Consider the following 26330-nt stretch of genomic DNA (forward strand, 5'->3'; position numbering starts at 1 on the left):
GCCTATGCGATCTGGATGCCGTCGCGGCCTTCGTCGACCTCCATGTAGTCAAACATCGTATGTATGTCTTCACGGTGACGAATGCCGCTGTCCGACTTGTAGTCTGCCAGCGCCTGACTGCGGGCGTCGTTCCAGCCGATTTTGCGCGCATATTCATTCCAAATCAGTAGATCAACTTCGTCTAAGCCGCGGCCATTCTCTTGGCACCAGTCAAAGATCGCTTCGTCGCTGTCGCCATTCAAAGTGCGTTTCACCAAGTCGGGGTAGGCGACACGTAGATAGGCACAGCAGCGTCCATCTAAGGCCACGCCCAAGCTCTTGTGGAAATCATCGTGCAGTTGCGAGGCCGCGTGCTTGCGAATTTTATCCAGCATGCGCGGAAAATAGAGCATGCCAAGCGTTTCTGTGTAGGGAGAGATCGGCTTCAGTGTCGCTTGAGTCATGCGGGCATGTTCGAGCTAATTGCAAATAAAAGCAAATCTCGTCTGGAACAAGTTCCAGACGAAGCAACTGGCTTGCCCAGGCGTAGTCTCCTTGGAGCTTAGTGGTCCGGCTACACTTCGTTACGCCGCGACATGCTTCGTTTGCTGGAACAAGTTTCAGACGAAGCTAACTGGCTTGCCCGGGCGTAGTCTTCATGGGGCTTCGTGGTCCGGCTACACTTCGTTACGCCGCGACAGGCTTCGTTTGCTGGAACAAGTTCCAGACGAAGCTAACTGGCTTGCCCGGGCGTAGTCTTCATGGGGCTTCGTGGTCCGGCTACACTTCGTTACGCCGCGACAGGCTTCGTTTGCTGGAACAAGTTCCAGACGAAGCTAACTGGCTTGCCCGGGCGTAGTCTTCATGGGGCTTCGTGGTCCGGCTACACTTCGTTACGCCGCGACAGGCTTCGTTTGCTGGAACAAGTTCCAGACGAAGCCTGGTGGTCGAGGAGGGACTTGAACCCTCACGCCTCGCGGCACATGACCCTTAATCATGCGTGTCTGCCAATTCCACCACTCGACCGATGGACTACGTTTCCGTAGCGAAGTTCGAAGGTGATAGGTGTGTTTCTGGATTGATCAACAACAAACCGTACTAATTCGATATTTTATTATAAAAAAGTGAGTCGACCCCATATATACTGACTAAATTTTTGGAGCCGCAATTCTTAGACTCTGGGAGTCTGCGCTTCACTTCGTAATGCTGTGACAGGCTTCATTTGTTGGAATAAGTTCCAGACGAAGCCTGGCGGAGAAGGAGGGAGTGGAATACGAACTGAAATAGAATGATTCTGACAAGGGGCAACCAGTCTGAATGGCCATTTGAGACTAGAATTCGCTTGGATCAATCCCTAAACGTGAAATTTTACGTTGAAACGATTCTCCAGTTTATGACCGAAACTTGGTTCCAGCCCATGCTCCTTTTCCGTTTACTAGTCTGCAGAAATCGTTCCAATCGTTCCACTTTTCCAGATGTGATCTGCTTGATGGCTGGCTTTTGGTTCGATCCCAGATTGACCAGCCACCCAATTTTTTGCATCGTAGTTGGGGACCAATGGAACCTTTCGATGCCTCGATGCCTCAAATTTTGAAAGAGAACGGTGTCTATACACATTTAGTTACTGACCATTATCATTATTTTGAAGATGGAGGCACCAATTACCACACAAAATACTCGAGTTATGAAGCTTTTCGTGGGCAAGAAGGCGATTCTTGGGTGGGGCAGGTACGTGATCCTGAAATCCCAGCTGATGCTGCAGGGCGTCACGGACTGAAAGATTATAAGGCTGCTCGCCAGGATTGGATCAATCGCCAAGTGATGACCGAGGAAAGCCAACAGCCACAAAGTCGTGTTTTTCGCGCAGGCTTGGATTTTATTGAGCGTAATAAAGATGATGATGATGATGATGATGATGATGATGATGATGATGATGATGATGATGATGATGATGATGATGACTGGTTTCTCCAGATCGAGACCTTTGATCCGCATGAGCCTTTCTTTGCTAACCAGTGTTATAAAAGTCTATATTTTGAGCCGCATTACCGCGATTATAAGGGACCGCATTTCGACTGGCCCAATTATGAAATGGTGAATGGGCGTGTCGAATTGGCGGAGCATGCTCGATATGAATATGCATCTTTGGTCGCCATGTGTGACGCTAAATTGGGAGCCGTATTGGATGCGATGGATACTAACCACATGTGGGAAGATACCATGTTGGTGGTCTGCACTGATCATGGCTTCTTGCTCGGAGAGCATGACTGGTGGGCAAAAGTGATGATGCCATGGTGGGAGGAGACTGCTCGGACGCCTTTCTTTGTTTGGGATCCGCGGACGAAGAAAGCAGGAGAGTCACGTGAGTCACTGGTGCAACCTGCCATCGACCTTGCGCCGACAGTGCTTGGATGTTTCAACCAAGAGATTCCTACTAGTATGACGGGCCACGATTTGAGCCCAGTGATTGAGAAGGATGAAGCCGTGTGACAAAGTTGTATTTTTGGAAGTTTCGGTCAACAGGTCAATGTAACTGACGGACGCTATGTCTACATGCGTGCTCAAGGAGATCGTATGGCGAAAATTTCTGATTATACCTTGATGCCTGCACATATGCGTACGCCCTTTGGAACTGATTCGTTTTCAGAGAATCGTCTGTCGCTTGCTAAACCATTCAACTTTATGCAGGATTGTCAGGTAATGCAAATCGATTGTTCTGGTATGGGTTGGGCGAGTGCGGATTCGAAGGCTAGGGATGAATGGTCGTGGAAGACATTGCTTTATGATTTGGAGGCTGATCCGCAGCAAGCGTTGCCAATTTCGAATACTGACGTAGAAGCCTATATGACTGAGCTATTGTTAGCGAATATGGAAGCTAGCGATGCTCCACGAGAGCAGTATTTACGCTTAGATTTGAAAGCCCCGGCATCTGCGCACTAGTCTTACAACTATTGAACACGTGTGAGTTGTGCCCTGCATTTAAGCTGAGATATTGATCCGCAGCACAACATTCTCTTATTCGATGCCTAATGTCATCGGACTTTTGACTGACGCCTGTAGGTGCCAGGGGACATTTTAAATGCTTGTTGAAAGCAATAACTGAAGCGTTGCACGCTGGCGAATCCAGAGAGTTCGGCGATGACTTCCTGTTTGTCGTCGGTGGTGGATAGGAGCGTTTGGGCGCGTTGTAGGCGCACGCGTTGAATCTCGCTGAGGATGCCGCGTCCGAGCATTTTTAAGAAGCGGCTTTGCAATCCAGTTCGGGAGATGCCGACCGCTTGAACGACTTGTGTCACGCGAATGTTCGGGTGCTCTCTGATGAGTCGTACGGCTTTGGCAACCAGGGGATCATCGCAGTATTGCACATCGGTCGAGCGCCGGAGAGCAATGTCCTGCACTGGCAGTTGGATCGACTCTAGGTCGGCATGTGGATCGCTAAGTCGGCGATCGAGTAGTGCACCGGCTTCATAGCCGATCTTTCGGGCGGGCAAGCGAATACTGGAAAGTGGAATGGCTTCAAATTCTACTTGAAAGTCGTCATCGCCAGCACCGAGAATGGCGACGTCTTCGGGCACGCGTAAGTCGAGATTGCGGGCAGCCCGTTGCACGGCCAGTGCATAGCCGTCAAGAGCGGCAAAGATACCAGTCGGTTGGGCGAACTTTTTGAGCCAGTTCTCGGTCTGTTTAAATTCATCGGCGGTGAGGATGCCTTCAGCCACGGTTAGTTTGGAGAGCTTACTTTTTTTGGGAGCAGTTCTCTAAAGCCCACGTAGCGTTGATCTGAGTAGCTAGTTCGCGTTTGGCCTACAAAGCCGAAGCTGCGACAGCCACAATTCATCAAATGACGGGCGGCGATGCGTCCGACTTCAAAATCGTTCTGCGTAACAACGGGCACTCTTGGGACGCGAATAGAGTTCGAAACATTGACAACCGGGACTTGGGTGTGCCGTAAAGCAGTCTCTTGTTTTTTGCTGAAAAGGGTCGCGACAATCCCATCGACGTGGTCGCGCTTGGTGATGCCTTTGAGGTCTGCCAACTCATGTTGCAGCCAGCGATCTACGAACACGAGTCGACCAGTTTCAAAGCCATAGCGTCGGACGCCGAGTAGCACTTCTCGGAAATATTCCAAGTCCGAATCGATACTGATCTGAACGCGGTAGGGCGGACCTTTAGTAGGGGAATTCAATGTGTCAAAAACATTAAGTTATTTATCGTTTTCGACAAGGATATTGTCGACGGACTCTAGTATACTTACTGGCACGTTTAATTCTAATTCGATTGAATCGTCTGCTTATGAAAACAATTTTCTCCTTAAACTCCGCGAATTGGTTTTTTCGCGATTGCTCGAATCAAGAATGGTTACCGGCAACCGTGCCTGGCTGTGTGCATGCTGATCTGGTGGCTTGTGACAAGATTCCAGACCCTTACTATGGTAGTAATGAGTTGGATCTGCAGTGGATCGAAGAGCGCGATTGGGAGTATCAGACTGAGTTTGAGGTGTCGGGAGCTTTACTCGAATCGGATGTGATTGAATTGTTGGCCGATGGCTTGGATACCGTTGCGACGGTCTGGCTGAACGATGTGAAAATCGGTGCTTCAGATAACATGTATATCGCGCATTGTTGGAAGGTGCAGAAGTATCTTAAAGTAGGAGTGAATACACTCCGAATTCGTTTTGAGAGTGCGATGGACTATATTCGGAATCACCGCACCAGCTTCACGCCGCCTGTGGACCATTTGGATCCGGTGGGAAATTCCGTGCGGATTCGTAAGGAGCCGTGTCAGTTTGGTTGGGATTGGGGTCCACGTTTGGTCACTGCCGGTGTCTGGCGTGATATCCGTTTGGAGGCGTGGAGTGTGGCGACCTTGGATCGCTTTACGGTGGATCAAATTCATTCTGACAAAGGTTCGGTTTCACTCTCCGTTGCCGCTCAACTTTCCGGTCGAAAGTTCGGTGTTCGCTATGTGGTCGAGGTGAGTTTCGAGGGTGATGTGGTCGCCTCTGCGGAAGCCGATGCCGAGACAATGGCGGAACTGAGTATTCCGAAGCCACAGCTCTGGTGGCCAGCGGGGCAGGGCGCGCAACCGCTCTATACCGTGACTGTGACTGCCTTTACCAAGGATGGTTCTGAACTGGGACAGAAGTCCAAGCGTATCGGACTGCGTACAGTCAAGCTAGACCGATCCAAGGATGAATGGGGTGAGTCATTCCAGTTCGTGGTGAACGGTCGTCCTGTCTTTGCCAAGGGCGCGAACTGGATTCCTGCCGACTGCTTTGTGGCCGGACTCAAGCGTGAGGACTATGCGCGTGATCTGATTGCTGCGGTTCAGGCCAATATGAACTGTGTGCGTGTCTGGGGCGGTGGCATTTACGAGAGCGAAGATTTTTACGATCTCTGCGATGAGCTTGGGCTGATGGTGTGGCAGGACTTCATGTTCTCTTGCATTCTGGTGCCGGCAGATAAATCCTTCTTGAAAAGTGTGAAGGTGGAGGCGGTGCAACAAGTGGCGCGCTTACGAGACCGTGCCTGCCTTGCGCTCTGGTGTGGTAACAATGAGTTGCCTCAGTTGAACCAGAAATTCTTCGCGGCGAAACCCAAGTTGAAGCGCGATTACGTAAAGCTGTTTCATGAGCTGCTGCCATCGATTGTTGAAGCGGGCAGCGCCGGCACCGACTACTGGCCGAGTTCTGAGTGGCGCGGTGTGTTCGAGAGTGGTCATGAGTTGGGCGAGAAGTCGGGCGATACCCACTACTGGGATGTCTGGCACTCGCGTCATCCGGTGAAAGATTACGAAAAGTGGAATTTCCGCTTTTGCTCCGAATTCGGTATGCAGAGTTACTCCTCGCCGCAAACCAACGCGACTTTTGCACCCCAGGATTCCAATGTCTTCGGGCCGATCATGGAGAACCACCAGAAAAATACGGCGGGCAATCAGGTGATTCTCTATTACGTATCGCAGCGCTACCGTTTTCCCAAGTCGCAGGATGACTTGATTTGGCTGTCACAGTTGAACCAAGCCTATTGTATGCAAATCGGTGTCGAGCACTATCGACGCCTAATGCCGAGATGTATGGGGGCGATTTACTGGCAGCTCAATGATTGCTGGCCGGTGGCGTCTTGGTCCTCAATTGAATACACTGGGCGATGGAAGGCGCTGCACTATGCGGCGCGTCGTTTCAACGCCCCGGCCTTAGTGAGTGCACATGTCCGCGGTGATGAGATCGTAGGGAAGGGTAATTATCGCGAGACAAGCATTCGTGAGGTCGATCTCTATACGGTGTATGATGCGCCGAAATCGGCGAAGGGCACTTTGATCTGGGACCTGTATCATATGGACGGACGTCAGCTTCAGACTTCCAAAAAATCAGTGCGCCTACGTCATGGTCAAAGTGTGCTGCATAAGACCGTAGATCTGAGTCAGGCGATGGCGGAGCATGGTCGTGAGAACATCTACCTGAAAATCGCATTGCTCATCGGTGGAGACATCGTCAGCGAGCAAAGTGTTTTGCTCGCGCCACCGCGTTTCATCGATTTTCCCGAGGCAAAGACTCAAGCAGAGGTGAAGATCGAATCTGCGAAGGAAGCCGTCATCACATTCACTTCCACGGCGTATCAACACGCGTTCACCTTCGATTTTGACGACTCCAATTATAAAGTGCTCGATAATGGCTTTGATTTATATCCGAACGAGCCCAAGCAAGTCCGTGTGGAATTGAAGCAACGCGTTTCGAAAAAGAACTTGTTAAACGCGCTCTCCTATAAATCGCTCAAAGATAGTTATTGATAAGAGCGTATCGGACTCCGTCAGCGACTCGGAAACGAGTCGCTTAATCGATTTGATACTGTATGTATTCCTTTAGGTCGAAGAGCTGCCACTCTTCGGAACCTACTTCTCGATATTCCAATACTAAGCCGAGTTTTGTGGCCGGCCCTTGGTAGTAAACTAGCTGAAAGCGATGTAGGCCTTGGTCTAGTTTAAATGTGCCTGTTTCCGTGGCCATTGCATGGTTGCCATCGTTGTTCACCACGAGTTCTCGGTCAATGAACAGCACCGATCCATCATCGGATGCGAGGCGGAATTCATATTCGCCAGCAAGTTTCGCAGGCCAAAAAAGTTTGACTTCAAAATCGACGGCAAACCATTCGAATTGATCTGTGACACCAGGAAATCCTTCGCTGAAGTTCTGTGTAGGGAGGTTTAGGACGTGGTTATAGATTTTCGAGCTCTGACGTCTGCCATCTTTGAGTCCGCCGATTTTTTCTTTCTCGTCTAGGATTCGGTTAATTTTCTTGGGCTTGAATAAATAGACGGTGCCTTCCCATGCGTACGCCATTTTTTTAGTCGTTCCAAAACCTATAATGTCAGGGAATTGGTTGATGTTCATGCCGAGCCCTGCGCCCAAGTTTAAGCGTCCGCCCCCGGTGGAGCCAAGTGCTGCACTGACGGTGAAACTTTGATCCATTGATGGCAGGTCGACATCGATACTGGCTACGGAGATGTCTGTGACTGGGCGCATCTTTAGATGGTTCATCGGCTGAGCCTTGGGCGGATTTGGCACGATTGTCACCTTCTGCTCTTTGGGGATTTCAATTTCTTCGATGGCGGGAACCTCTTCAAATCGCGTGTCCTCTTTGATAACAACATTGGCCACGGTGATGATTCCAGCCACGAAGGCGGCAACAATATGCAATACTATACTAATGAAAATAACTTTCATCAGCATGACATTTTTTTTTTCTGTTTCGGGGGTGTTATCATCGTAAGGGTTGAGTATACAATATCACCATTATTTAGTTACCTATAGTAACATATTATGATACTATTTGTAAGTTTTGGATGAGACTTGCTCGTCTGAATCTTCCTTATTTTATAGATCGGTTCTTAGCGCACGTGTAGTGCGATTAGATGGCAGGCATCGAAGTCCAAGCGGATGCTACCTGTAGCAGAGCGGGTAAGTGCTTGGCCAGTGGTTGCATCGATGACCTCACCATTATCTGGGAGGTTGATCGAGACACCTTGGACTCCTTCGTAGCCTGGGTTGACCACTGCATAGTAGGCACCGTGTTCACCTGCATCGATTCGGCGCACAACAATTTGTGAGTTGGATGCGGCTCCGTCGACAACTTTGGATGGTAACGCTGGAAGTGCTAGGTAGGCCGCGTTGAAACGACGCACATAGGATGGAGAGAGACGATTGAAATTGTTTGATGCTAAATAGCCTATACTGGTTGGATTTCCGTTAGCCATGGCGTTGGCTTCTGGGAGCATTATATGTGGTCCGACACGTTCCATATCGGCTACAAAATAGCCCAGTGGATCGAGTGGCTTCTCGTTTTTACCTCGTTCGATACGGAGCATGTTTTCGTTTAGACCGTAGTGGCGTATCATGGCCATGCCGGAGGCTGTCTCGAATGCTTCGAGCGCCATCGGATCGGATACTGAGGATAGGCGATTGAAAGAGTAGGTTGGATAAATGTCTTCGACATTTTTGTACGCATGTGGGTCGTATACCGGTTTGGCGTGTTCGTGCTCCCATTTTCCCCAAGTCTTGCGGACGTTGGTGAGTGCTTTGTAAGACCAGTGATTGTCAATAGTGGTCTGCAATTGAACTGGTGGCTTTTTCAAGTCGATATCTCTCCAAGCGCTCTCATCTTCAACGACGAGGCCTGTGCCGACACCTTCAGGATGGATCCAGCCTGGCTCGGTTGTGTCAGCTGTGTAATAGATCGAGGCATCTTTGATACCTTCGCTTTGCAGGTAGTCCCTGAGTTTGGTCAAGAATTCCTTACGTTTGCCATACCACCAATCGAGGTAGGCCTTGTAAGTTTCACCACGCTTATTGAGTTCGCCCCGTGTCACTTCACTGCGGCCGCTTTCTTGTGCGAAGCGTTGAATGGTGGCATCGGCAAAACTAATGGCGAGCTGACTCGGGCGAGGGCGTATCCAAGCACCTATAATGTCTGCGTTGTCCTTTTCTTCAACAATTGTAATTTCCAGCATCTTGCGGAGGTCTTCGAAGGTGTCCGGATCTGTTAAGTCTGCACGTGCGGTTTCGGTCCACGTAGTATGGGTGTAGTTTTTACCGTTAAGCGGTTGGGCTCTGAGTTCAAAGCCGAGTCCATTTTTTCCTTTGCTGCCCGCGTATTCAAAGTATGGTAGGACGGATAGATCGTAGTTTGTGGCGACTTTAAGCAGATTACTCCAACGGTCCGGAGTTTTAGATTGGTAGACCCAACTGCTACCTCCGAATTTTGAAGAATCCCACCCTTGGTTGGCTCCGAATTCTAAGAGGTCCTTTGCCATGGTGTTCATCCCCAAAAAGTGCATCATCTCGGCTTTGCCGCGATAGTAATCCATGTGATCGTCCCAGCCATCTCCTGAATCGTGGCCGCCGATGACTCCATCCGCCATTTCTTCTCTGAAAAACAAGTGGCGCCGTGGGAGATCACTTGGTGGGTAGTTGATCTTCAATGCAAAATCTTCGAAGGCGGGTGCTTTGTAGAGGCGGATTTTAGAGATTGCCGCACCTTGTGATAGGGGGTCCTGTTCGGGTTCGAATTGGGTGATATAGACCCAGAATCCGTCTTTAGGTGTCATCGTCCGCTTGCTTTTCGATTCATCCGGCACGACGGCACCACGAAACCCTCCGGATTCCGCGATATGATCCTGAAGTCGCATCCACATGTGCACGGCTTGGTATTTGCCAGAAAGCGGAATTTCCAAAGACTCAGGGGCTTGGTAGACATAGCGAGGGTTTAGGCAGTCACCAAGTGTATTACCCGTGTAGAAGCCGCGTAGCGTTTCATTGCCCCGGTTAATTAGAATGGTTGAACGTGGTGTGTCTTCTGGGTAGACGACTTCAAGGACATAATTTGCATTGGCTTTCAAGCCTTTGTCTTTACCGATTAGGAAGCCGAAGTATTTGATGCCTGGCTTGTCATTCGGGATCACTCGTGCTGACTCACCTAATAGAGTGGTGACTTCAGTGATACCTTCAGGAAATTCTTTATACTGAGACTTGTCGGTGGGAAGTCGGCTGACGTCGATTTCCTGAATGAGTTCGAGGCTCCGATTAATCGGGACGCCGCCAAAGCTCGTCGCTAGGCCAGCGATGCAGCAGGTGAGGATTGTTGCAGTGATCGACTTCATAATTATATGATAATTTAGGGTGGTGGAAGGGCGAAAGCCTTCGGGCATCGCCTGTAAATAGTAATGAATGAATCTCTGATTCTAAAGGGAGTTTTGATTTTAATCAAGTATAACGTTATACTTTAGTGGTATGAGCTAGTGTGAAATCTATAGTTCAATTTTTCGTGCTCAATATGCTCATGCCATTAACAAGCACACTGGCTTCGCGGTGCTCTCCTCTCTTTGGGACTCTCGGTTGGCCATGCTCAAACAATTCGAGGTTCGAAACAAATTATTTCTCTAGCGGAACGGCTTTATCGGAAGCTGGAAAGGCGCCTGATACGATTTCAACAAAGTCGACTTTCAGGTGGCTATTAACGGTGCGGATTCCGAACCATCCGGATGCTAGGAATTCGGGGTCATCGAATTCAAATATAAGTGCACCGTCACGGAAAACTTGGACCTTTCCATTGTCGGCAGTGAGTTCTACGAGGATGGGCGTGTCTGGACGAATTCAACCAGTTTCTGTGCTTAAGTCATGTTCGGATCGAAGTGGACGGTTGGACGGTTGCCTAATCCATCGTAACGGCGAAAGCGGGTTGTGGTATTGTCGTTCCCTCCAATACTGGCGTAATAGGTTTCCAGTAAGTTATAGCTGGAAAAGCTGCCATCTCGACTGTGTGATGAATCGAAGAGGTTATTCGGAGATCGGGGATCCCGTGCCATCCAAAACATATTGATATCGGAAATGCGGCCAGGCGAAGCGACTTGAATTTGAAAGCAAATCTTTCAGGTGGCTATTAACGGTGCGGATTCCGAACCATCCGGATGCTAGGAATTCGGGGTCATCGAATTCAAATATAAGTGCACCGTCACGGAAAACTTGGACCTTTCCATTGTCGGCAGTGAGTTCTACGAGGATGGGCGTGTCTGGACGAATTCAACCAGTTTCTGTGCTTAAGTCATGTTCGGATCGAAGTGGACGGTTGGACGGTTGCCTAATCCATCGTAACGGCGAAAGCGGGTTGTGGTATTGTCGTTCCCTCCAATACTGGCGTAATAGGTTTCCAGTAAGTTATAGCTGGAAAAGCTGCCATCTCGACTGTGTGATGAATCGAAGAGGTTATTCGGAGATCGGGGATCCCGTGCCATCCAAAACATATTGATATCGGAAATGCGGCCAGGCGAAGCGACTTGAATTTGAAAGCAAATACGAGCGGGTGCATGCAGTAATTTACTAAACCAGATGGTAGCACCGGCCTTGTCTTGGATAACGAGTTGTCCGTCTTGGATTTCGACTGTGCCGCCGGGTTGTTGTTCGACGGTCCAGTGGGATAAATCCTGAGTGAATGGTTCTTTAAAATGTCCTATTGCTGGCACTGGGTCGTGTGCGTAAGTGAGCTGCAGGGGCAGCGTGATAAAAGTTAAGGCACAAATGGTTGGCAGAATGCGCTTCATGGTGTGAGTGATTTAAATAAAAAGCCGCCTTGGGCACTGTGGCTCCAAGGCGGCTTGCGTATGAAATGAGAATTAGTTTGAGCTTAGCTCAAACCAATCGAAGTTGTAGCCCGAGTTCAGTTCAAAACGTAGCACATGTTGCCCCTCGGTCAGGTAGATGCCGTTCGAGTTGAAGGTGGAGAAGCTGTTCCATCCCCCTGTGTATGTCGTGGTCACGGAAACAGGCGTGCCTCCATCTACTGACATGCTAATGGACTTGTCGGTATGTGAGTTTTGAGCGAGTCGAAGACTCAGGTCATAGTTGCCGGTCGTGGCGACATTCACTGTATATTCCAACCACTCGCCGTTGGCGATCCAACCTATCATATACTCACCATTGCTGATGCCTACATCCACATCGTCTGATCGATACTTGTTGGGTGTATTGCCGGTAGTCGTATCGTGGTAGGCGTCGCCTTCGCCTCCGATGTCATAGTCTTCAGCTTCGGTGCGTCCCGGGATGCTATGCACCGCACCACCATAAGGGGCTCGTGTGATCCCTGATGGAGCGATGCCATAACCGCTTTTTTCAGTGATGATGAGGCCGCTGATGTTGGGGGTTCCAATCGGATGCTCGGTTGTAAAAATGAGATCCATTAAGCCGGTAGAATCTGGCTTTGCGTTAGCGACTAATCCAACTTGATCGACATTCTCTTCAACGATAATGGTGTCACCTTCGCCTGTGATTGCATCCAGTAGCGTCGCATCGATGTTGTAGCCAATGTAATTTTCAATATAACCAGTATAGCTTACTTCGTAGTATTTATTAGGGTCCATACCTGTCATGCGAAAGACACATGGGTCATTATAGGGAGCGGTGATTTTGATGCCTTGGCGAGTAATTGCCGTGGGAAAATCACCAATCGTTAGTCCGGCGGAATTAGTATAGATCTTTGAGTGCTGAGAATAGCCTTGATAGATATTTTCAATCAACATGTGCCAACCAGTGGCGACTCCATTGACATCGTAGAGATCGGTATTGGTGGGTAAGCCGTTGTATTCTAATCCTGTGCCACCATTGCCTAAGTCTGTCCAATCCGGATAGAGGCTGTTGACGCCACTGTTCTTGTGCATGTTGACCTTGGATACGGTTCCGTAGGTGATATTTGTATCAGAAACATAGATTGTGCGAAAAGCGGTGTAAGCTTTATTGCCTGCAGCATCCATCACATCGTAGGTCATGGCATACTCACCAGTCTGGTTCATGTCGATGGGATCGGTAATCCATGTGGTGACGACGGATTCGCTGAGGTTTCCGTCTACGTTATCCACAGCGATATAGCCCGGATCGAAATATGAACTACCGACTTCGAAGCTTATTTTATTGCCGCCAAGGAGGGTGATTTCGGGTGCTTCCAGATCGTCTGCATTCAGATTCGCAGGATTATAGGTTAAGCCCAAGCCACGATAGTTGTAGAAGGTATCTGGCTGAATGCGAACGTCCACTGGGGGCATGTTATTGCCATTCCACGTGAGCTGCTGCCATTTAGTGGGGGATTGGTCCGGGTAGTAATAATTTGTGGCATCAGCGGTATGAGTAGAGATGCACTGATATAGCTTAGTCATGCCAGCTTCGCTTCCGGTCATTTCATAGTGAATAACGACATCACCAGTTTGGTAGGTGATATATTCACCATCTCGTCCTGCATAGCCATCAGTTTCGAATATTGGCGCCCAAATTGTGACTCTGCGCATGTCAAAATCATCCGCAAAGCCAGTATTCATGAATTTGATCTGAGGTATATTTCTCCATTCGTTGTTCACTTCTGTCACGCAGGTTCCACCGTTATAGGTGTAAGCCCATTGCTGAAGCAGCGGATCATATAGATTGCCTGAGATGAGGGTTGGATTCCCCGTGACGCCAATTTCCTGAAAAGCCGTTGCGTCGACTTCGTTAGTATAAGCATCATTCGAGTTGGGAACATCCAGTGGTCCCCAAATATTGTTGGTGAATTCGTAGGGGGTAATGTCATCTCCATTCCAAATGTAACTGGCGTGAGCGCGACCCATGCCTAAGTAGTTATTGTCATAGATGAATTTCTTACTCGCAGATGGAGATCCTTCGGAAGCATTGTCCGATTTGCGAATTGTCTGCATCATTCCCATGCCACCAACCATGATGTTATTTCTGACTTCGATATCGCCCTCAGAATAGGATAATTGCTGTAGGCCTTCTTGATAGCTGCTTTGGAAGGGAGTCCGGAAGTTGGAAGCCGAGCCGTAAATGATGTTATTCTCAATTCTTGAACCTTCGACCAAACCATCGGTTTGCATCGCTTCAGTGCCGGAAAAGAACATAATGTTGTTACGCAAGGTTAGTTTCGTTCTGTCATAATTTGCAGTGAACTTTCCGATATAGAATGATTCGCTCGTTGTGAATGCAGCAAAGCAGTCCTGTGCATCCACTTCGCAGACGCCATCCGGTGCGTATGGCTGATCGTTCTTTAGATTGAATGCGGCAAACCCGCCCCCAAAAGCGGCGACATAGTCGATTTTACAGTAATCGAAGTTTTGAATCCTAACTAGATTTCCAACACCAGTTGTGTTCAATGGGTCAGCTGAGGCACGATGGGCTGCCCAGAGGTTATCGACCCAGATGCCATAGTTACGATAGTATTCACCATCCCCCATATTTGCGCCTCCATTGTGGCCGAGATAATTAGGGTCCCCTGTTTGGGCTACTGGATCGTATTTGCCGGTTACGTGGACATTCATGAAGCCCGAGATGCTTAGTGACCTTAGCCAATCCGTAGTCCCAACCATTCGCACCTGTCCTCCAAGATTGGTAATGATGGTAGGTTGTGTCTGACTATTGACAGCATAGTCGCCTTTGAGGCTAATACGCGTGTAATCACCCGCATAGATGTGGACTTTTTTGCCGAGCCCTACGGGTGGACTGTCATAAAGGCCTCCATGGTTGTCATCAGGTGAGAAGTAGATGTAGTCATCGACGTTTACGTTGGGCCAATAATCCGCATCGGCTTGTGTGGCGAGGCGATTGGTTGTGGTGTTCGGCATTTGTGCAGATGTCGTGTGGACACTGGTTACCATTACTAAAACAGACACGATCGTCTGGATTGGAGTCTTCAACTGTGTTGATAGATGCCTCCAAAGATACTTTGGGATTGTATACATATATTAGGGGGGGGTGGGTTGATTCTCGGATGCCTTGGCCTTAGGCATCCGAGAATCGGTAGGGTATGTGAATGGATGACTTAAGGGTCTCCAGCTCACGAGAGTATAATAATTATAAGAGCTATAACGATATAGCTTGAAAGCTTCTGTTAGGTCAAACGTAAAATACTTAGTTGCTAGGAATTTATATTTAACTAACATGGAGTTCTTTGAAGTAGGTTATCGTCCCTATTTAATTGCCTGTTTTATCGCGCTTATAGCTCCTCGATTTAGTTTGAATTCAAAAAGTGGACCTTCAGCATGTAATTATAATTTTATTTGTTGATGTTGTATAACGTATTCCTAAAGTGCCATTATTATCCGATAATTGATTCTTATTAAGAACCCCGAACCTTTTGATTCACATGGCAAATGTTAATTCATCAAACCCCATTCTGGCTGGTATGCATCCGGACCCGACTGTATGCCGTGTTGGTAAATATTTCTATCTGGCAACGAGCAGTTTTGGTCAGTTTCCGGGAGTTCCGCTGTATCGCAGTGAGGATTTGAATCACTGGGAGTTCGTGCGTCATATCCTTTCCCGCCCCGAGCAATTGTCGTGCGTTCCCCATCAGAAACTGGGGAATGCCGGGATTTTTGCGCCTTCATTGCGCTATCACAATGGCACTTTTTATATGGTGACCACGCTGCTTGGGCATAAGGGGCATTTCTTCGTCACGGCTGAAGATCCTGCAGGCGAATGGTCGGACCCGTTCTGGATCGATGAGGCGCATCGTGGTGGTATCGATCCATCGCTCACTTTTTTGGAGGACGGGACTGTGCTCTTTCAGTCAACTGCCGATGGACGGCATAATGAGCCACAGGGGATCATTCAATTTGAGATCGATCCAAAGACTGGGGAGGGACTCACACCGCGGAAATATATTGCTGCTGGATATGGAGATAGGGCGGTGGAAGCACCCCATGTGTATCAGAAGGGTGACTATTGGTATTTGATGACTGCGGAAGGTGGCACTGAATCGAATCACCGTGTATCGATCGGTCGATCTAAGTCTGTTTGGGGACCATGGGATCACTGTCCACACAATCCAATACTGACACATTGCGGTGTGGAATCACCGATTCAGCATGTCGGTCATGGCGATCTCTTTGATGATGCAGACGGCAATTGGTGGATCGTTTTTCTCGCAGTGCGCCCACAGGGCTATCCCCCCGTGCATCTTTTGGGACGTGAAACCTTCATTGCTCCAGTGCGTTGGGATGAAGATGGCTGGCCTGTGGTGAATGAGAATCAACCGATTCAACTTTCCTTAGACGCTTCTAAAGCCTTGCATGCTTGGGAAGATAATTTCGACGACAAGACTGGATTGCATCACCGTTGGGTCACAATTGGCCGGGCATATCGCGAGGTCTATTCTCTCAAGGAGGGGGAGACCGGTCTCCAACTGATCGCGCAGACGAGCACTTTAGCGGTGTCGGAGAAAAAAGCATGGGTTGGCGCACGGATGACGCAGCCGCAGGCGACTTACCATTGTGAGATTCAGCTGGAGAGTTCCGACACGGAAGTGGGCCTTACTGCGTTCATGGAAGCATTTGGCTACTATAGCTTAGGAGTTCGTGAAGCTGCGGATGGTTCGGCGATTGTGCGATTGACGCAGCGTGTGCTTGATTTGGAAAAAGTGACTGAAGTGGTGCTCCCAAAGCAGGAAAGCTATCATTTACAGATGAAACTTCAGGATAGTCCGGACGAATGGACTGCGGGCGATGCGAGCCGATTCATCTTCTCGGTGCAAACAGCCGCCGGCGATTGGCAAGAAGTGGGGCGTGGTGCGTCACGTAATATTTCGACGGAGCTCATCGGAGGCTATGGCGGACTTTTTGCCGGGATCTACTGCATCGGAGAAACGGGTGCGACTGGGCGTGTTCTGCAGGTGGGCTGCAGTGAATGAGTTGACTCTAAATAATAAGGCTTATCGTCATTCATCGGGGTGACTCGCACGACGCTATTTCTCACACGGAGGCGCGGAGACACGAAGGCTCATCCACCGCACTGAACTGAACTTAGAATATTGGAAGAGTCAGGTTCATCTGTATTCCAAGGTAGGTCATTGGGACTGCACTCATCCCAAGCTCCGTGTCCTTGTGCCTCCGTGTGAAACCCTGTTCCTGTTTGCTACGTGCTTCAAGACTCGCACAACGCGATGTCTCTCACGTAGATGCGCAGATCCATCCGTCGCACAGAATAGAACCTGAGATTACTGGAATGTTTAGGCTCATCTGTGGCACGCTCACAATGGAATCCGATCGAGGCATGTGGCTAAATCAGTTGAGAAGCGCCATCTCCCCGTTATTGGCCATCATGCAGAGCTGGCCAATCTTCTCTTCCAGCGTCATGCGCGGAAGCAGGTCTTTCTGTCTTTCTTCAGTGGAGAGATTTGAATCTAAATAGGGATGCATATATTCGGTGTTTAAAAAGGTTAATGCTTCGGTAGTAATTCAAGTGTGCCCCAGTATTCCGGTTTGTGTCCGAACGGGTTGGGCCAGCTGTTGAGCGTCTTGGGAGAGAGGGGGATCGCGAGTTTGGCGTTGGCGGCAAAACGTATCGCGGACAGTCCTTTTAAGTGATCGCCTAGAACGGTGGTTGGTATCAGCACTTCAATGACAAGTGTGTTGCCCTGAACCGATGCGGCACGTTCGCAGCGGTCATCATCGTAAGTGATTTCAATCGCGGCTGCCTGATTCGCCCATTCTCCGGCATAGAGATCGATGTTGCCTGATGCATCTCTTGTCGGTGTGAACCAGAGCTGGTGTGAACCTTGTCCTGGTAGTTGGACAAAGCACTCTAAACCGGGAGCCTCCCAGAACTTGGTTGGACTCAAACTAAAGCGGAAATCGTCGCCCATATCCATCTGAAGGGCGAGATAGAGGCCTTGCTCCGACCAAGCGGCACGCAGGTTTTGCACGAACAAGCCTTTTGAGCCATTGACGAGAAAGTGGTCGGCATTCAACTGACCTTGAGTGCTCCAGTCTTCCAGTGAGCCGTCTATCTGTATCTCTGCGGCATATGGGATTTGAAGTTTTGCCGGGCGCAGAGTGTGTGTCAGCACTGCGCCGTTGGCGAGTTGGACTGTGAGCTCAAGTGGAGATGAGCTCTCGGACGCGGTGAACTGAATTTCTGCAGTTTGATTGGGGGCGAGTTGGATGGTCTGTTGACTCAATTTTCCGGACTCGGCTGTCAGCGACAGCTCGATGGGCTGGTTGAGCATGGAGAGCACCTGCACCCGTGCCGGTTCGTTGAGCATGAAAGCATCCGAGCGGATTTCCAATCCCTGACGGACGACTAAGGTGGCCCAAATGACTTTATCGCTGCTTTGTCCCTTTGAAGATAGGGATATTGGGTATCTGCCCTGAGCTATGGACTCGGGTAGTTGTAGTGTGGCGACGGTGTATCCCGCTTCGTTAAAAGTCCAAGCAGAGAATGTGACGCCTTCAGGTAATTGGTCCCACGCGAGAGTGTCAGCAACAGCACCGGTGATTTGGATTTCTACCTCACCTGCTTGGGATACGTTTAAAAGGGTCGGACTGATCCACTCAAAGTTCAAATGTTCGGTCCAAGCGCTTGGAAGTGATTCTAATTCGAAGTATGCCGGCTCGGCACTCAACTGCTGCATCGAGAGTGGGTTGCCGAACATACCGTAAGCAGCTTTTGCCGACTGTAGGGCTTCGGGGAGCGGGGCGCTATCGGACATTGTCCATGCGGCTATGGTGTAATCACCGTTTGGTTGCAGAAACACTAGACCCCAGTTGTCGTAGCCTAAGTCAATCGACCCCAAGTATTCGGCCCGTGCGGTCATTTTGGAGACCATGGCCATGGCGGCTCCAGAAGCTTGTGCCTGTCCATTTGAAAGGAGTCCATTGTCGCTAAAGCGTCCATCGCCAGGGAGATCACGATCCCAGAACCAGAAGACTTTTTCAGTGTTCGCCCAATGCGCCAGAAGGTAGATGCGTTGAAGATAGGCGCATTGTAAAAGTGTGCCGACGGCAGGGCCACGTTCTGCGGACCAGCCGATCTCGGTCAGCCAGGCTTCGTTGCCTCCTGCGTGCGCGACCGAGTTGATGCGGCGCATATTATCCAGAAAGGAAATGGTTTGAGGTCGTTTCTCGCCGCCGGTGTTGAAGTCTTTTTCGGCGATTTCAGGAGAGACGGGGCCGGTATAAAAGTGATAATTGACGACAGAGAAATCCTCATTGAGTAGATCGATGTATTGCTGGGCGCGGTCTGGCCAGATGCCGGCTTCGCCGTTCAGCGCCACCTTGGCATTGTGTCCTGCCGCTTTGAGTCCCTCGGCGGCAGCTTCAATGTAGTTTAGATAGCTTTCAAACCATCGCGCATACTCCGGCGTGGAGGTGTCCGGATGTTTTAAGTCGGCTTCATTATCCAATTCCCAATAAACAATTTCAGGAAAGCTGTTGCTCAAGTATGTGTAGTCGTCACGAATCCGGTCCACTTGATCGGTGAAATACATTAAATCCGGTCTGCGGTAGGTCTTTTGTATCACCGGCAGGATTTCGATGCCAAAGCTGTCTGCGTTTTGCTTGATGTATCTGTAAGATTGGCAGTCAGGTGCGATGTCACGTTCGGCAAAATGATACCAAGTGTAGTCACGGGCCCAGTGGATGCCCATTTTGGATAGAGTTTCCCAATGGACGGCCACGCCGACATTGATCCCGATGGGAGAGGACATTCGTTCCGCATCAGACAACTTAGGCAGCTTGACAGTATTGACCAAATCGACGGAGTCAGCTACGAGTTGCTCGCCACTTTCGGTATTCGAAAGTCGGATGTGATAGCGTTCTCTCCCGTAGTAGCTTGGGGCCCAATCGATGGATGTGGTCCATTCATCCTGTCCAGATTCAATGGTTAGAGTGATTGGCTCTAGTGCGTGCTGACTGCCGAACCGGTCGGTTCGTTCGCTAGTTATGGTGTAGTTGCCTGGATCGAGTTCACGCGTATCTAAATCGATATTCAGGCGTGTGCTTTTACCACCAACGACCAAGCCGTCATGGGCGTCCGTATGCACACGCAACAACTCTGCCTGCGCGGAAATAGGGGCGAGGAGTAGTGCCAGTCCACAACTGAGGCTGACGAAGCGTTTGAGTCGGTTCGGCATGAGGTGTATTTGAGCGGATTAGAGATAGTGGCGAAATAACGACGTAAGAGCCGCTTCGTGCTCGTATTTGGACTTAAGCCTTATAGGGAAACAGCAAACTGTCTTCAGTTTCCGCATCGAAGAGATGCGCCTCATCCATATTGAGAGTCAGATGGAGGTGTGCACCGATCTTGTAATTATAGTGACCCGCGACTTTTGCGATAAAGCTGTCATTACTTTTCGTAGAAAGGTAGAGCATGGTTTCGGCGCCCATCGGTTCTGCGTGTTCGACGAGTGCCTGAATGCTGGATTCTGAAATCGTATCCGAAACTTCCATCCCTTCCGGGCGAATTCCAAAAATGATTTCTTTACCGACACGTGGTTCAGCGAGTTCAGTGAGTCTTCCTCCAATTAGGACTTCCATTTTATGGCCTTCAGTTCCATGACTTGCGAAGCCTAGCTTGCCGTCATTTTTCGTGATGAGGCCGTTGAAGAAATTCATGGGAGGCGAACCGATGAAGCCTGCGGTGAACACATTCGCCGGCTTGTTATAAATATTCAGCGGCTCATCCACTTGCATGATGTTGCCGTCCTTCATGACGCAGATGCGATCGCCCATGGTCATGGCCTCGACTTGGTCGTGGGTGACATAGATCATCGTCGCATCCAAGCGGGTATGTAGCTTGCTGATTTCCGCGCGCATCTGCACACGCATTTTCGCGTCGAGATTAGAGAGCGGTTCGTCGAAGAGGAAGACATCCGGGTTACGGACAATGGCGCGGCCAACCGCGACACGCTGACGTTGTCCACCGGAGAGTGCCTTAGGCTTACGGTCGAGCATCGAAGTGAGGCCGAGGGTTTCTGCGGCGTCATCGACGCGCTTCTTGATCTCATCGCGCGGCACTTTCTTTAACTTTAGGCCGAAAGCCATGTTGTCGAAAAGAGTCATGTGCGGGTAGAGCGCGTAGTTCTGGAACACCATGGCGATGCCACGGTTCTTTGGCTCCACATCGTTCATGATTTGCTCACCGATCTTGAGCGTGCCGCCAGTGATCTCTTCCAGACCGGCGATCATGCGCAGAGTGGTGGACTTACCACAGCCGGACGGACCGACCAGCACCATGAATTCTTTGTCTCGGATTTCGAGGTCGATCCCCTTGACGGCACGGAATTGATCCTTCTTGCCGGGACTGTAAGTTTTATCGAGTTTGCTGATGGTTACGCTGGCCATAGGATGAGAAGTTTGAAGTTGGAAATAAGAAGTTTGAAGTGCGTTCGAGCCCCAGGCGACTAGCCTTTGACTGCGCCGGCGGAGAGGCCTTTGACGAAGAGGCGCATCGAAAAGATGAAGATGATTAGGAGAGGGATGGATGAAATCGAGTAGGCGGCCATCATTTCGCCGTATTGCTTGACGTATTCGCCATCCATTCGGAACAAGCCGACGGGAATGGTGAGCAATTGATCATCGCGCAAAATGAGTAGTGGGAAGATCACATTGTTCCAAGATGCGAGGAAATCCATGATGCAGGTTACCGAAATTATCGATGCGGAGAGAGGGACGATGATGTGACGGATCTGCTGGAGGTGTCCGGCGCCGTCGAGTTGTGCGGATTCGAAGAGTTCTTTCGGAATGTCCTCAATGAAGTTACGCAGAATGAAGACGCCGGCGACCTGACCGCCGACGGAGGCCATGAGCACGAGTGCCCAGAGGCTGTTCATTAAGTTCATTTTGCCGATTAGGTCAAAGAGAGTGACCAGTGCAGCAACGGTTCCCGGGAGGAACATGGTCGCCATGACCATGTAGAAGATAATATTCTTACCTGGGAAGTCGAAGCGCGCGATGGCATAACTACAGCAAAGCACGATGACCAGTGTGACGAAGGTGCCAGTGACCGAGACGAAGAGAGAATTCGCGATGTAGCCTTTTACCGTATCCCATGCGATGGCCCAGTTTTGCCAATTCCATGAGCTGGGTGCATCAAAGAACCATGGGTTGGCCATGTATTGGTCGTTTGACTTGAAGCTAACCACGAGCATGACGAACAAGGGCACGAATGCGAAGAAGAGAACGAAGCTCAGATAACTGATCTTCAAGCCTTCACCTAATTTTGTGACTTTTCTGGGCATAATGAAAATCCTTGGGGTATTACTTATCTACTTTGACGTAGCGTTGATAGATGATGGTCAGGATCAGGATGATCACAAAGAGAACCATGCCCAGTGCGCAGGCGTATCCGAATCGGCCTTCGGCAAAGGCGGAGCTGAACATATACAGCCCCGGCACCATGCCCTTATTGCCGGGGCCACCTTCCGGCCCGAGTAGAATGAGGAAAATTTCGTAGGCGGTGAGTGTGCCGATGGTCATAAAGATCAGATTGATTCGGACCTGAGTCATAATCAGTGGCAGCTCGATACGGAAGAGCATGTCAATCGGGCCAACGCCATCAAGCTCCGCTGCTTCGTAGACATCTTGAGAGATGCCTTGCAGCCCGGAGAGATAGATGAGCACGCCGACGGTGCCGACCCATGGGAAGCCCCAGAAAATTAAAGCAGGGACCACGAGTTCAGAACTACCCAGCCATGCTGGAGTGCCAGATTTGAATTGAAGGAGGGGCTCGGTCCAAAGAGCGCCGAAAACGACGAAGCCTATGCCGACACTTAAAACACCGAGTCCGATACGGCGAACAACTGGACCGCCGGTAAAGAAGTCCCATCGAGCACGGACGATTTCAAAGACCGTAAAAGCGACGATCAATGCGATTGAGTAGCGTAATAAAGCACCACTAAAGACGGCAGTGCCCGCGAGTAACAAGAGGGGCCAAGCGATCCAGGATTTACCCAATCGACGCGCTAGCAAAACCATCCAGACGATGTAGATGATCAATAGGCAGAGCAGCGTCATTGGAACGAGACTGATCGGCAGTGCCATGAAAATCGGAAGAATCAATGCACCTGCGATAATGTAGGCATAGTCACCCCAGCGTGCCGGCGAGCGATCCTTGCGGTAACCTGCGACCATTATGAGACCACCGAGCAGGATGAGACCTGCGATACCCCCGAATACGGGGTTGATGACTCCTTGGACTACCGGCTGCAATTTTAAGGCCAGTGCGGGCATCGCAGAGTCCATCCAGTCGAGGAGTTTCATGCCTCCCGTAAGATTGAGGAAGCGATTCAGCAAACCGAACTCGGGGTCATAAAAACTTTTCCAGATTAATAGCCAAACCATCATGGGCACGATCATCGGCACCACGAAGCACACTTGGAAAAAGTAGCGCATCTTGTCATTGAAAAGACGGTGGAGCGCGATGGCTGCGAAGATGCCGGGCCAGAGCTTGATTAAGTTGGCGACCAGAAGGATCCCGACCAGTTTGAAGGAGCTCCAGAACTGAGGATCGGCAAAGGCTTCGATAAAATTTTTAAAGCCGACGAATTCTTGGACCGTGGGCGGTTGCCAGCGAAAGAACGACATGATGAACACGTCGATTTTCGGATAGTAGCTGAAGATCGCCAGTGAAACCACTGTGGGCAAGCACAGTGCATACAGAGCAAGGTATAATTTGGCACGAGGGAGCCACCGTAAGAACGCCGCCTTTTTCGTGGGCGCCTGATTTGAATCGGACATATTCTGCATGGGAGGTCGGCTAAATTTTAATTAGAGGGGTAGGGCTCATCGGGATAAGTATTCTCCCACAGCCATTCTAGTTGCACACCTTCGTCATCATTGAGTGATTTGTAGAAGAGTGACTTCAACTTCTTCTGTGCTTTGGTGTCCTCTTTGAAGTAGGACCGGTATTCGAGACTGGATACCATCCGATCTAAGGCACGCGATTGGTCTTTAATGTCGGTTAATTTGCTAATCCAGTATCCGCGCATGCCACGGATGGGGTCACTCAAAATACCTTCCATGCGATTCTTGAAGTCATCATAAGAGATATCGCCAGACATCGCTAACAAGGACTGTGTGACCCACTCACGGCGCATCGCTGCGGTTGCGCCACCAAAGGAGATGGACATATTGCGGGGGATACCTTCCGATCTTGGAATAAAGGGTCGCATTTGCTCAACAGTTTCAGCGCCGACGGTGGCCGGTAGCCAGCCCGCCCGTTCATTCAGCTCTTCATTGATGGGCTGAGAGGTGACAAAGCGAAGGAAGTCGACCGCCCAATCAAAGTTGGGGGAGGTGTTGTTGACGCTAAGCGCAACCGCCGATTGGAAGTTGGCGGAAGAAACGCGATACGGCAAGAGGTCGTCCCAGCGCTCACCTTTTACTGGCATCGGTGCGATGCGGGTGATCGGGATGAAGCGTTCTGATTCCTCATCGCGGTTGCCTGCTCCCATAAAGATACTTGCCGCATCCCATCCCCCTGAGGAGATCATGGCTGCTTTGCCCAAGATGAATCGGCGCATAGTTTGTTCGCGGTCTAAGCCGAGAAAGCCTTCGGGGAAAAAGCTAGTGAGTTGTGTGGTGAATTTGAAATATTCTTTGAGCGGACGGTCATCAAAAGACCACGTTTTGTTGGACCAAGTGAAGGCAGTTTCAAAGCCATCAATACCGCTTCCAATAGGACCTTCGATTGTTGGATCAAAGTGGGAGAGGAAGATTGGTTCATAGGTAAAGGAGATGTTGTTACCACCGTATTTACCGACAGACATCGGGACGATGAGCGGGGCATACTTTTCCGCATAGACTTGAACTGCCCGGCAGTAGAACATGAGCTTTCCTAAAGATGTCGGCGGCTCATTCGCTTGTTTTAGCCAATCACGTAATCTTTGGTCATCCGGAAGGTAGCCGGTTTCTTCTTCGCCGGAGCGATCAATCCAGAGCTCTGTGAGCCACTCTGGCTGGGGGTCTTTGACGATTTCTTCCTGAATGAAGGCTTTAACCTTTCTTAGGATCTGATCGTTGTAAAAGAGGCAACCACCACCGAAGGTGCTCACAGGGATGCCGTAATAGCCATCGAGGATTTCGTCATACCCGCCGAACATACCATCCACCGCAGAACTGATCCAAGGGGACTCGCTGAGATATTCGACTAAGCTCGGCTCTAATTCTTCGGAGAGATATTCTGGGGCGTTATAGGGATTGGGTTGGCTGATGTAGGAGTCCATCGCCGAGTAGAAGCGAGCGGTGTTGCCACTTTTGATGACTTGATCGTTGCGTGCTGCGATGTCAGGAGCAGTGCCACTGATCAGGTGCACGTTCATAAACTGATTGTAGATGCCCTGATTGATAGGGACTTGCTCAACAGTGATACCCGCTTCTTTCACCTTGGGCAACTTCATGTATTGATCCATGGCCCACTGCATGGCCTCACGGTAGCCAGGCTCGAGCTGCCAGTGCGCGACTCGTATCACTTTACTGTCCGGGTTCTCTCCATCGCCTCCATTCATGGAGATGATTAAGAAACGGCCAGCGCTTAGGAAGTAGGCGACACCAAGAATCGCAAAGGCGATATAGTTAAGACGAAATTTCATTGTTCAGGAGCTCCTCGGAACGCATTTTGAATAGACGGAACAGCCATGGCATTTTCGGGGTGTGCCTCGTTATATTCCTTGATGGATTTGACCGCGACCCAGCCATATTGGCTGCGGGGGAAGTTTTCCACGAGCTGTTTGCAGTATTCTGCAGAGAGACGTTGATCGCCTGCGAGTCTGGCAAATCTAGACATGCGCCAGATGTAGATGTGAGCCTTTGTATCGTTGGCGAAACCGGCTGCTTCTGCGATTTGGTAGGCTTTGAGGGCAGCGGCTGGATCTGCTAGGCGTTCGAAATATAGGTCGCCAAGGTATTGAGCGGCAACGCTCTGCCAAGCCGAGTCAGGATTGTTTTTCAGGAAGTTTTCCAGGAGTGAAATGGCTCTTTGAACACCATCTTCTGTCAGTGATTGCACGTGTGTTTGTGCGAGACGCATGGTCGCTTCTGCTGCGATATCTGTGCCTTCGGCGGACGTCATGACCTCCTCATAGAGCGACTGTGCTTTGGCCAAGTCTACCGTGTCGTTGGGAAAGTCGGCGACCTCGGCGATGCGGGCTAAGTTGACTTTTGCCATCGCGACGACCTGAGCATCTTCGGATTTTTCAACTATCTCCTCGAAAAGTGACTGTGCATGGTCGATCGAAGTGCCGCTTGGTGGGCTACTGTGCCATGACGCGATCGCGGCAGAAAAAGTAATCTTTGTCCATTCCTGGTCGTCTGGTGATAAGTCGGACTGCGCTTGGTTGAACTTAGTCTCCGCTAAATTATAGTCGTAATATTTGAGTGCCTCAAAGCCCGCCTCGACCGTGTCCTCTTGTGATTGAGAGCTGTCGTTGCAGCCAGTCAGATGGCAAAGCGCCAAAATACTCGCGAAAACGGGCAGGGCTATTTTCGTATTTTGTAAGCGGGACGGGAGAACAATCAGTGGCATGGACGGTAAAATGTTTGGATGTGATACC

21 protein-coding genes and 1 tRNA gene are annotated in these 26330 nt (G+C 50.0%); 4 read left to right on the top strand and 18 right to left on the bottom strand.

What is annotated here, in order from left to right; all coding sequences use genetic code 11:
- Window positions 1–2: 2 nt before the first annotated feature.
- Window positions 3–443, bottom strand: a complete 441-nt coding sequence (locus SH580_RS20610) for a DUF5069 domain-containing protein (RefSeq protein ID WP_319832700.1) — start codon at window positions 441–443, stop codon at window positions 3–5.
- Between the two features lie 477 nt (window positions 444–920).
- A tRNA-Leu gene (locus tag SH580_RS20615) sits at window positions 921–1005 on the bottom strand.
- A 531-nt stretch (window positions 1006–1536) separates the two neighbouring features.
- On the opposite strand from SH580_RS20615, the gene SH580_RS20620 reads away from it, so the two are divergent.
- Entirely contained in the window at window positions 1537–2469 is a 933-nt protein-coding gene (locus SH580_RS20620) for a sulfatase-like hydrolase/transferase (protein WP_319832701.1), read from the top strand.
- Between the two features lie 84 nt (window positions 2470–2553).
- A complete protein-coding gene (locus tag SH580_RS20625; RefSeq protein WP_319832702.1) occupies window positions 2554–2919 on the top strand; it encodes a hypothetical protein in 366 nt (121 codons plus the stop codon).
- A 92-nt stretch (window positions 2920–3011) separates the two neighbouring features.
- Here SH580_RS20625 and SH580_RS20630 read toward each other — a convergent pair whose 3' ends face one another.
- Window positions 3012–3698, bottom strand: a complete 687-nt coding sequence (locus tag SH580_RS20630) for an AraC family transcriptional regulator (protein ID WP_319832703.1) — start codon at window positions 3696–3698, stop codon at window positions 3012–3014.
- Window positions 3699–3700: 2 nt separating this feature from the next.
- Window positions 3701–4165, bottom strand: a complete 465-nt coding sequence (locus tag SH580_RS20635) for a type 1 periplasmic-binding domain-containing protein (RefSeq protein WP_319832704.1) — start codon at window positions 4163–4165, stop codon at window positions 3701–3703.
- A gap of 107 nt (window positions 4166–4272) precedes the next feature.
- On the opposite strand from SH580_RS20635, the gene SH580_RS20640 reads away from it, so the two are divergent.
- Window positions 4273–6765 carry a beta-mannosidase gene (locus tag SH580_RS20640; RefSeq protein WP_319832705.1) on the top strand — a complete coding sequence of 831 codons (2493 nt, stop codon included), beginning with the start codon at window positions 4273–4275 and terminating at the stop codon, window positions 6763–6765.
- A 43-nt stretch (window positions 6766–6808) separates the two neighbouring features.
- On the opposite strand, the gene SH580_RS20645 is transcribed toward SH580_RS20640, so the two are convergent.
- The 7 genes from SH580_RS20645 to SH580_RS20665 form a co-directional block, all read right to left on the bottom strand.
- Entirely contained in the window at window positions 6809–7699 is an 891-nt protein-coding gene (locus SH580_RS20645) for a PA14 domain-containing protein (RefSeq protein ID WP_319832706.1), read from the bottom strand.
- A gap of 164 nt (window positions 7700–7863) precedes the next feature.
- The gene (locus tag SH580_RS20650) at window positions 7864–10131 is read right to left on the bottom strand and encodes a hypothetical protein (protein ID WP_319832707.1); all 2268 of its coding nucleotides are present in this window, start codon (window positions 10129–10131) and stop codon (window positions 7864–7866) included.
- A gap of 271 nt (window positions 10132–10402) precedes the next feature.
- A complete protein-coding gene (locus SH580_RS22260) occupies window positions 10403–10624 on the bottom strand; it encodes a DUF6250 domain-containing protein (RefSeq protein ID WP_425607167.1) in 222 nt (73 codons plus the stop codon).
- 17 nt (window positions 10625–10641) lie between these two features.
- Entirely contained in the window at window positions 10642–10896 is a 255-nt protein-coding gene (locus SH580_RS20655; protein WP_319835027.1) for a DUF6250 domain-containing protein, read from the bottom strand.
- Window positions 10808–11050, bottom strand: a complete 243-nt coding sequence (locus SH580_RS22265; RefSeq protein WP_425607168.1) for a DUF6250 domain-containing protein — start codon at window positions 11048–11050, stop codon at window positions 10808–10810. The genes SH580_RS20655 and SH580_RS22265 overlap by 89 nt, the downstream gene beginning before the upstream one ends.
- Window positions 11051–11067: 17 nt before the next feature.
- Window positions 11068–11568: a DUF6250 domain-containing protein gene (locus SH580_RS20660; RefSeq protein WP_319832708.1), complete on the bottom strand. Its 501-nt coding sequence runs from the start codon at window positions 11566–11568 to the stop codon at window positions 11068–11070.
- Window positions 11569–11640: 72 nt separating this feature from the next.
- Window positions 11641–14625, bottom strand: a complete 2985-nt coding sequence (locus SH580_RS20665) for a carbohydrate-binding protein (protein WP_319832709.1) — start codon at window positions 14623–14625, stop codon at window positions 11641–11643.
- A 521-nt stretch (window positions 14626–15146) separates the two neighbouring features.
- Here SH580_RS20665 and SH580_RS20670 point away from each other — a divergent pair.
- A complete protein-coding gene (locus SH580_RS20670; protein WP_319832710.1) occupies window positions 15147–16691 on the top strand; it encodes a glycoside hydrolase family 43 protein in 1545 nt (514 codons plus the stop codon).
- A gap of 373 nt (window positions 16692–17064) precedes the next feature.
- Here the strand turns inward: SH580_RS20670 and SH580_RS20675 are convergent, their stop codons facing one another.
- The 7 genes from SH580_RS20675 to SH580_RS20705 form a co-directional block, all read right to left on the bottom strand.
- Entirely contained in the window at window positions 17065–17199 is a 135-nt protein-coding gene (locus SH580_RS20675) for a hypothetical protein (RefSeq protein WP_319832711.1), read from the bottom strand.
- Window positions 17200–17219: 20 nt separating this feature from the next.
- Window positions 17220–19913, bottom strand: a complete 2694-nt coding sequence (locus tag SH580_RS20680; protein ID WP_319832712.1) for a DOMON domain-containing protein — start codon at window positions 19911–19913, stop codon at window positions 17220–17222.
- Between the two features lie 73 nt (window positions 19914–19986).
- Window positions 19987–21123 carry an ABC transporter ATP-binding protein gene (locus SH580_RS20685; RefSeq protein WP_319832713.1) on the bottom strand — a complete coding sequence of 379 codons (1137 nt, stop codon included), beginning with the start codon at window positions 21121–21123 and terminating at the stop codon, window positions 19987–19989.
- A gap of 59 nt (window positions 21124–21182) precedes the next feature.
- The gene (locus tag SH580_RS20690) at window positions 21183–22019 is read right to left on the bottom strand and encodes a carbohydrate ABC transporter permease (protein WP_319832714.1); all 837 of its coding nucleotides are present in this window, start codon (window positions 22017–22019) and stop codon (window positions 21183–21185) included.
- 19 nt (window positions 22020–22038) lie between these two features.
- Window positions 22039–23517 carry a carbohydrate ABC transporter permease gene (locus SH580_RS20695; RefSeq protein WP_319832715.1) on the bottom strand — a complete coding sequence of 493 codons (1479 nt, stop codon included), beginning with the start codon at window positions 23515–23517 and terminating at the stop codon, window positions 22039–22041.
- 26 nt (window positions 23518–23543) lie between these two features.
- Window positions 23544–25370, bottom strand: a complete 1827-nt coding sequence (locus SH580_RS20700) for an ABC transporter substrate-binding protein (RefSeq protein WP_319832716.1) — start codon at window positions 25368–25370, stop codon at window positions 23544–23546.
- Window positions 25367–26302 carry a tetratricopeptide repeat protein gene (locus tag SH580_RS20705; RefSeq protein ID WP_319832717.1) on the bottom strand — a complete coding sequence of 312 codons (936 nt, stop codon included), beginning with the start codon at window positions 26300–26302 and terminating at the stop codon, window positions 25367–25369. The genes SH580_RS20700 and SH580_RS20705 overlap by 4 nt, the downstream gene beginning before the upstream one ends.
- Between the last annotated feature and the right edge of the window lie 28 nt (window positions 26303–26330).

This window comes from Coraliomargarita algicola (assembly GCF_033878955.1).
Classification (GTDB): Bacteria; Verrucomicrobiota; Verrucomicrobiia; order Opitutales; family Coraliomargaritaceae; genus Thalassobacterium; species Thalassobacterium algicola.

What these genes read in the sequence shown, in the direction of transcription:
- SH580_RS20685 (WP_319832713.1), bottom strand. Translation starts at nt 21,123, where the DNA reads ATGGCCAGCGTAACCATCAGCAAACTCGATAAAACTTACAGTCCCGGC.
- SH580_RS20625 (WP_319832702.1), top strand. Translation starts at nt 2,554, where the DNA reads ATGGCGAAAATTTCTGATTATACCTTGATGCCTGCACATATGCGTACG.
- SH580_RS20665 (WP_319832709.1), bottom strand. Translation starts at nt 14,625, where the DNA reads ATGCCGAACACCACAACCAATCGCCTCGCCACACAAGCCGATGCGGAT.
- SH580_RS20680 (WP_319832712.1), bottom strand. Translation starts at nt 19,913, where the DNA reads ATGCCGAACCGACTCAAACGCTTCGTCAGCCTCAGTTGTGGACTGGCA.
- SH580_RS20695 (WP_319832715.1), bottom strand. Translation starts at nt 23,517, where the DNA reads ATGTCCGATTCAAATCAGGCGCCCACGAAAAAGGCGGCGTTCTTACGG.
- SH580_RS20690 (WP_319832714.1), bottom strand. Translation starts at nt 22,019, where the DNA reads ATGCCCAGAAAAGTCACAAAATTAGGTGAAGGCTTGAAGATCAGTTAT.
- SH580_RS20700 (WP_319832716.1), bottom strand. Translation starts at nt 25,370, where the DNA reads ATGAAATTTCGTCTTAACTATATCGCCTTTGCGATTCTTGGTGTCGCC.
- SH580_RS20620 (WP_319832701.1), top strand. Translation starts at nt 1,537, where the DNA reads ATGGAACCTTTCGATGCCTCGATGCCTCAAATTTTGAAAGAGAACGGT.
- SH580_RS20705 (WP_319832717.1), bottom strand. Translation starts at nt 26,302, where the DNA reads ATGCCACTGATTGTTCTCCCGTCCCGCTTACAAAATACGAAAATAGCC.
- SH580_RS20660 (WP_319832708.1), bottom strand. Translation starts at nt 11,568, where the DNA reads ATGAAGCGCATTCTGCCAACCATTTGTGCCTTAACTTTTATCACGCTG.
- SH580_RS20645 (WP_319832706.1), bottom strand. Translation starts at nt 7,699, where the DNA reads ATGAAAGTTATTTTCATTAGTATAGTATTGCATATTGTTGCCGCCTTC.
- SH580_RS20675 (WP_319832711.1), bottom strand. Translation starts at nt 17,199, where the DNA reads ATGCATCCCTATTTAGATTCAAATCTCTCCACTGAAGAAAGACAGAAA.
- SH580_RS20650 (WP_319832707.1), bottom strand. Translation starts at nt 10,131, where the DNA reads ATGAAGTCGATCACTGCAACAATCCTCACCTGCTGCATCGCTGGCCTA.
- SH580_RS20640 (WP_319832705.1), top strand. Translation starts at nt 4,273, where the DNA reads ATGAAAACAATTTTCTCCTTAAACTCCGCGAATTGGTTTTTTCGCGAT.
- SH580_RS20670 (WP_319832710.1), top strand. Translation starts at nt 15,147, where the DNA reads ATGGCAAATGTTAATTCATCAAACCCCATTCTGGCTGGTATGCATCCG.
- SH580_RS20610 (WP_319832700.1), bottom strand. Translation starts at nt 443, where the DNA reads ATGACTCAAGCGACACTGAAGCCGATCTCTCCCTACACAGAAACGCTT.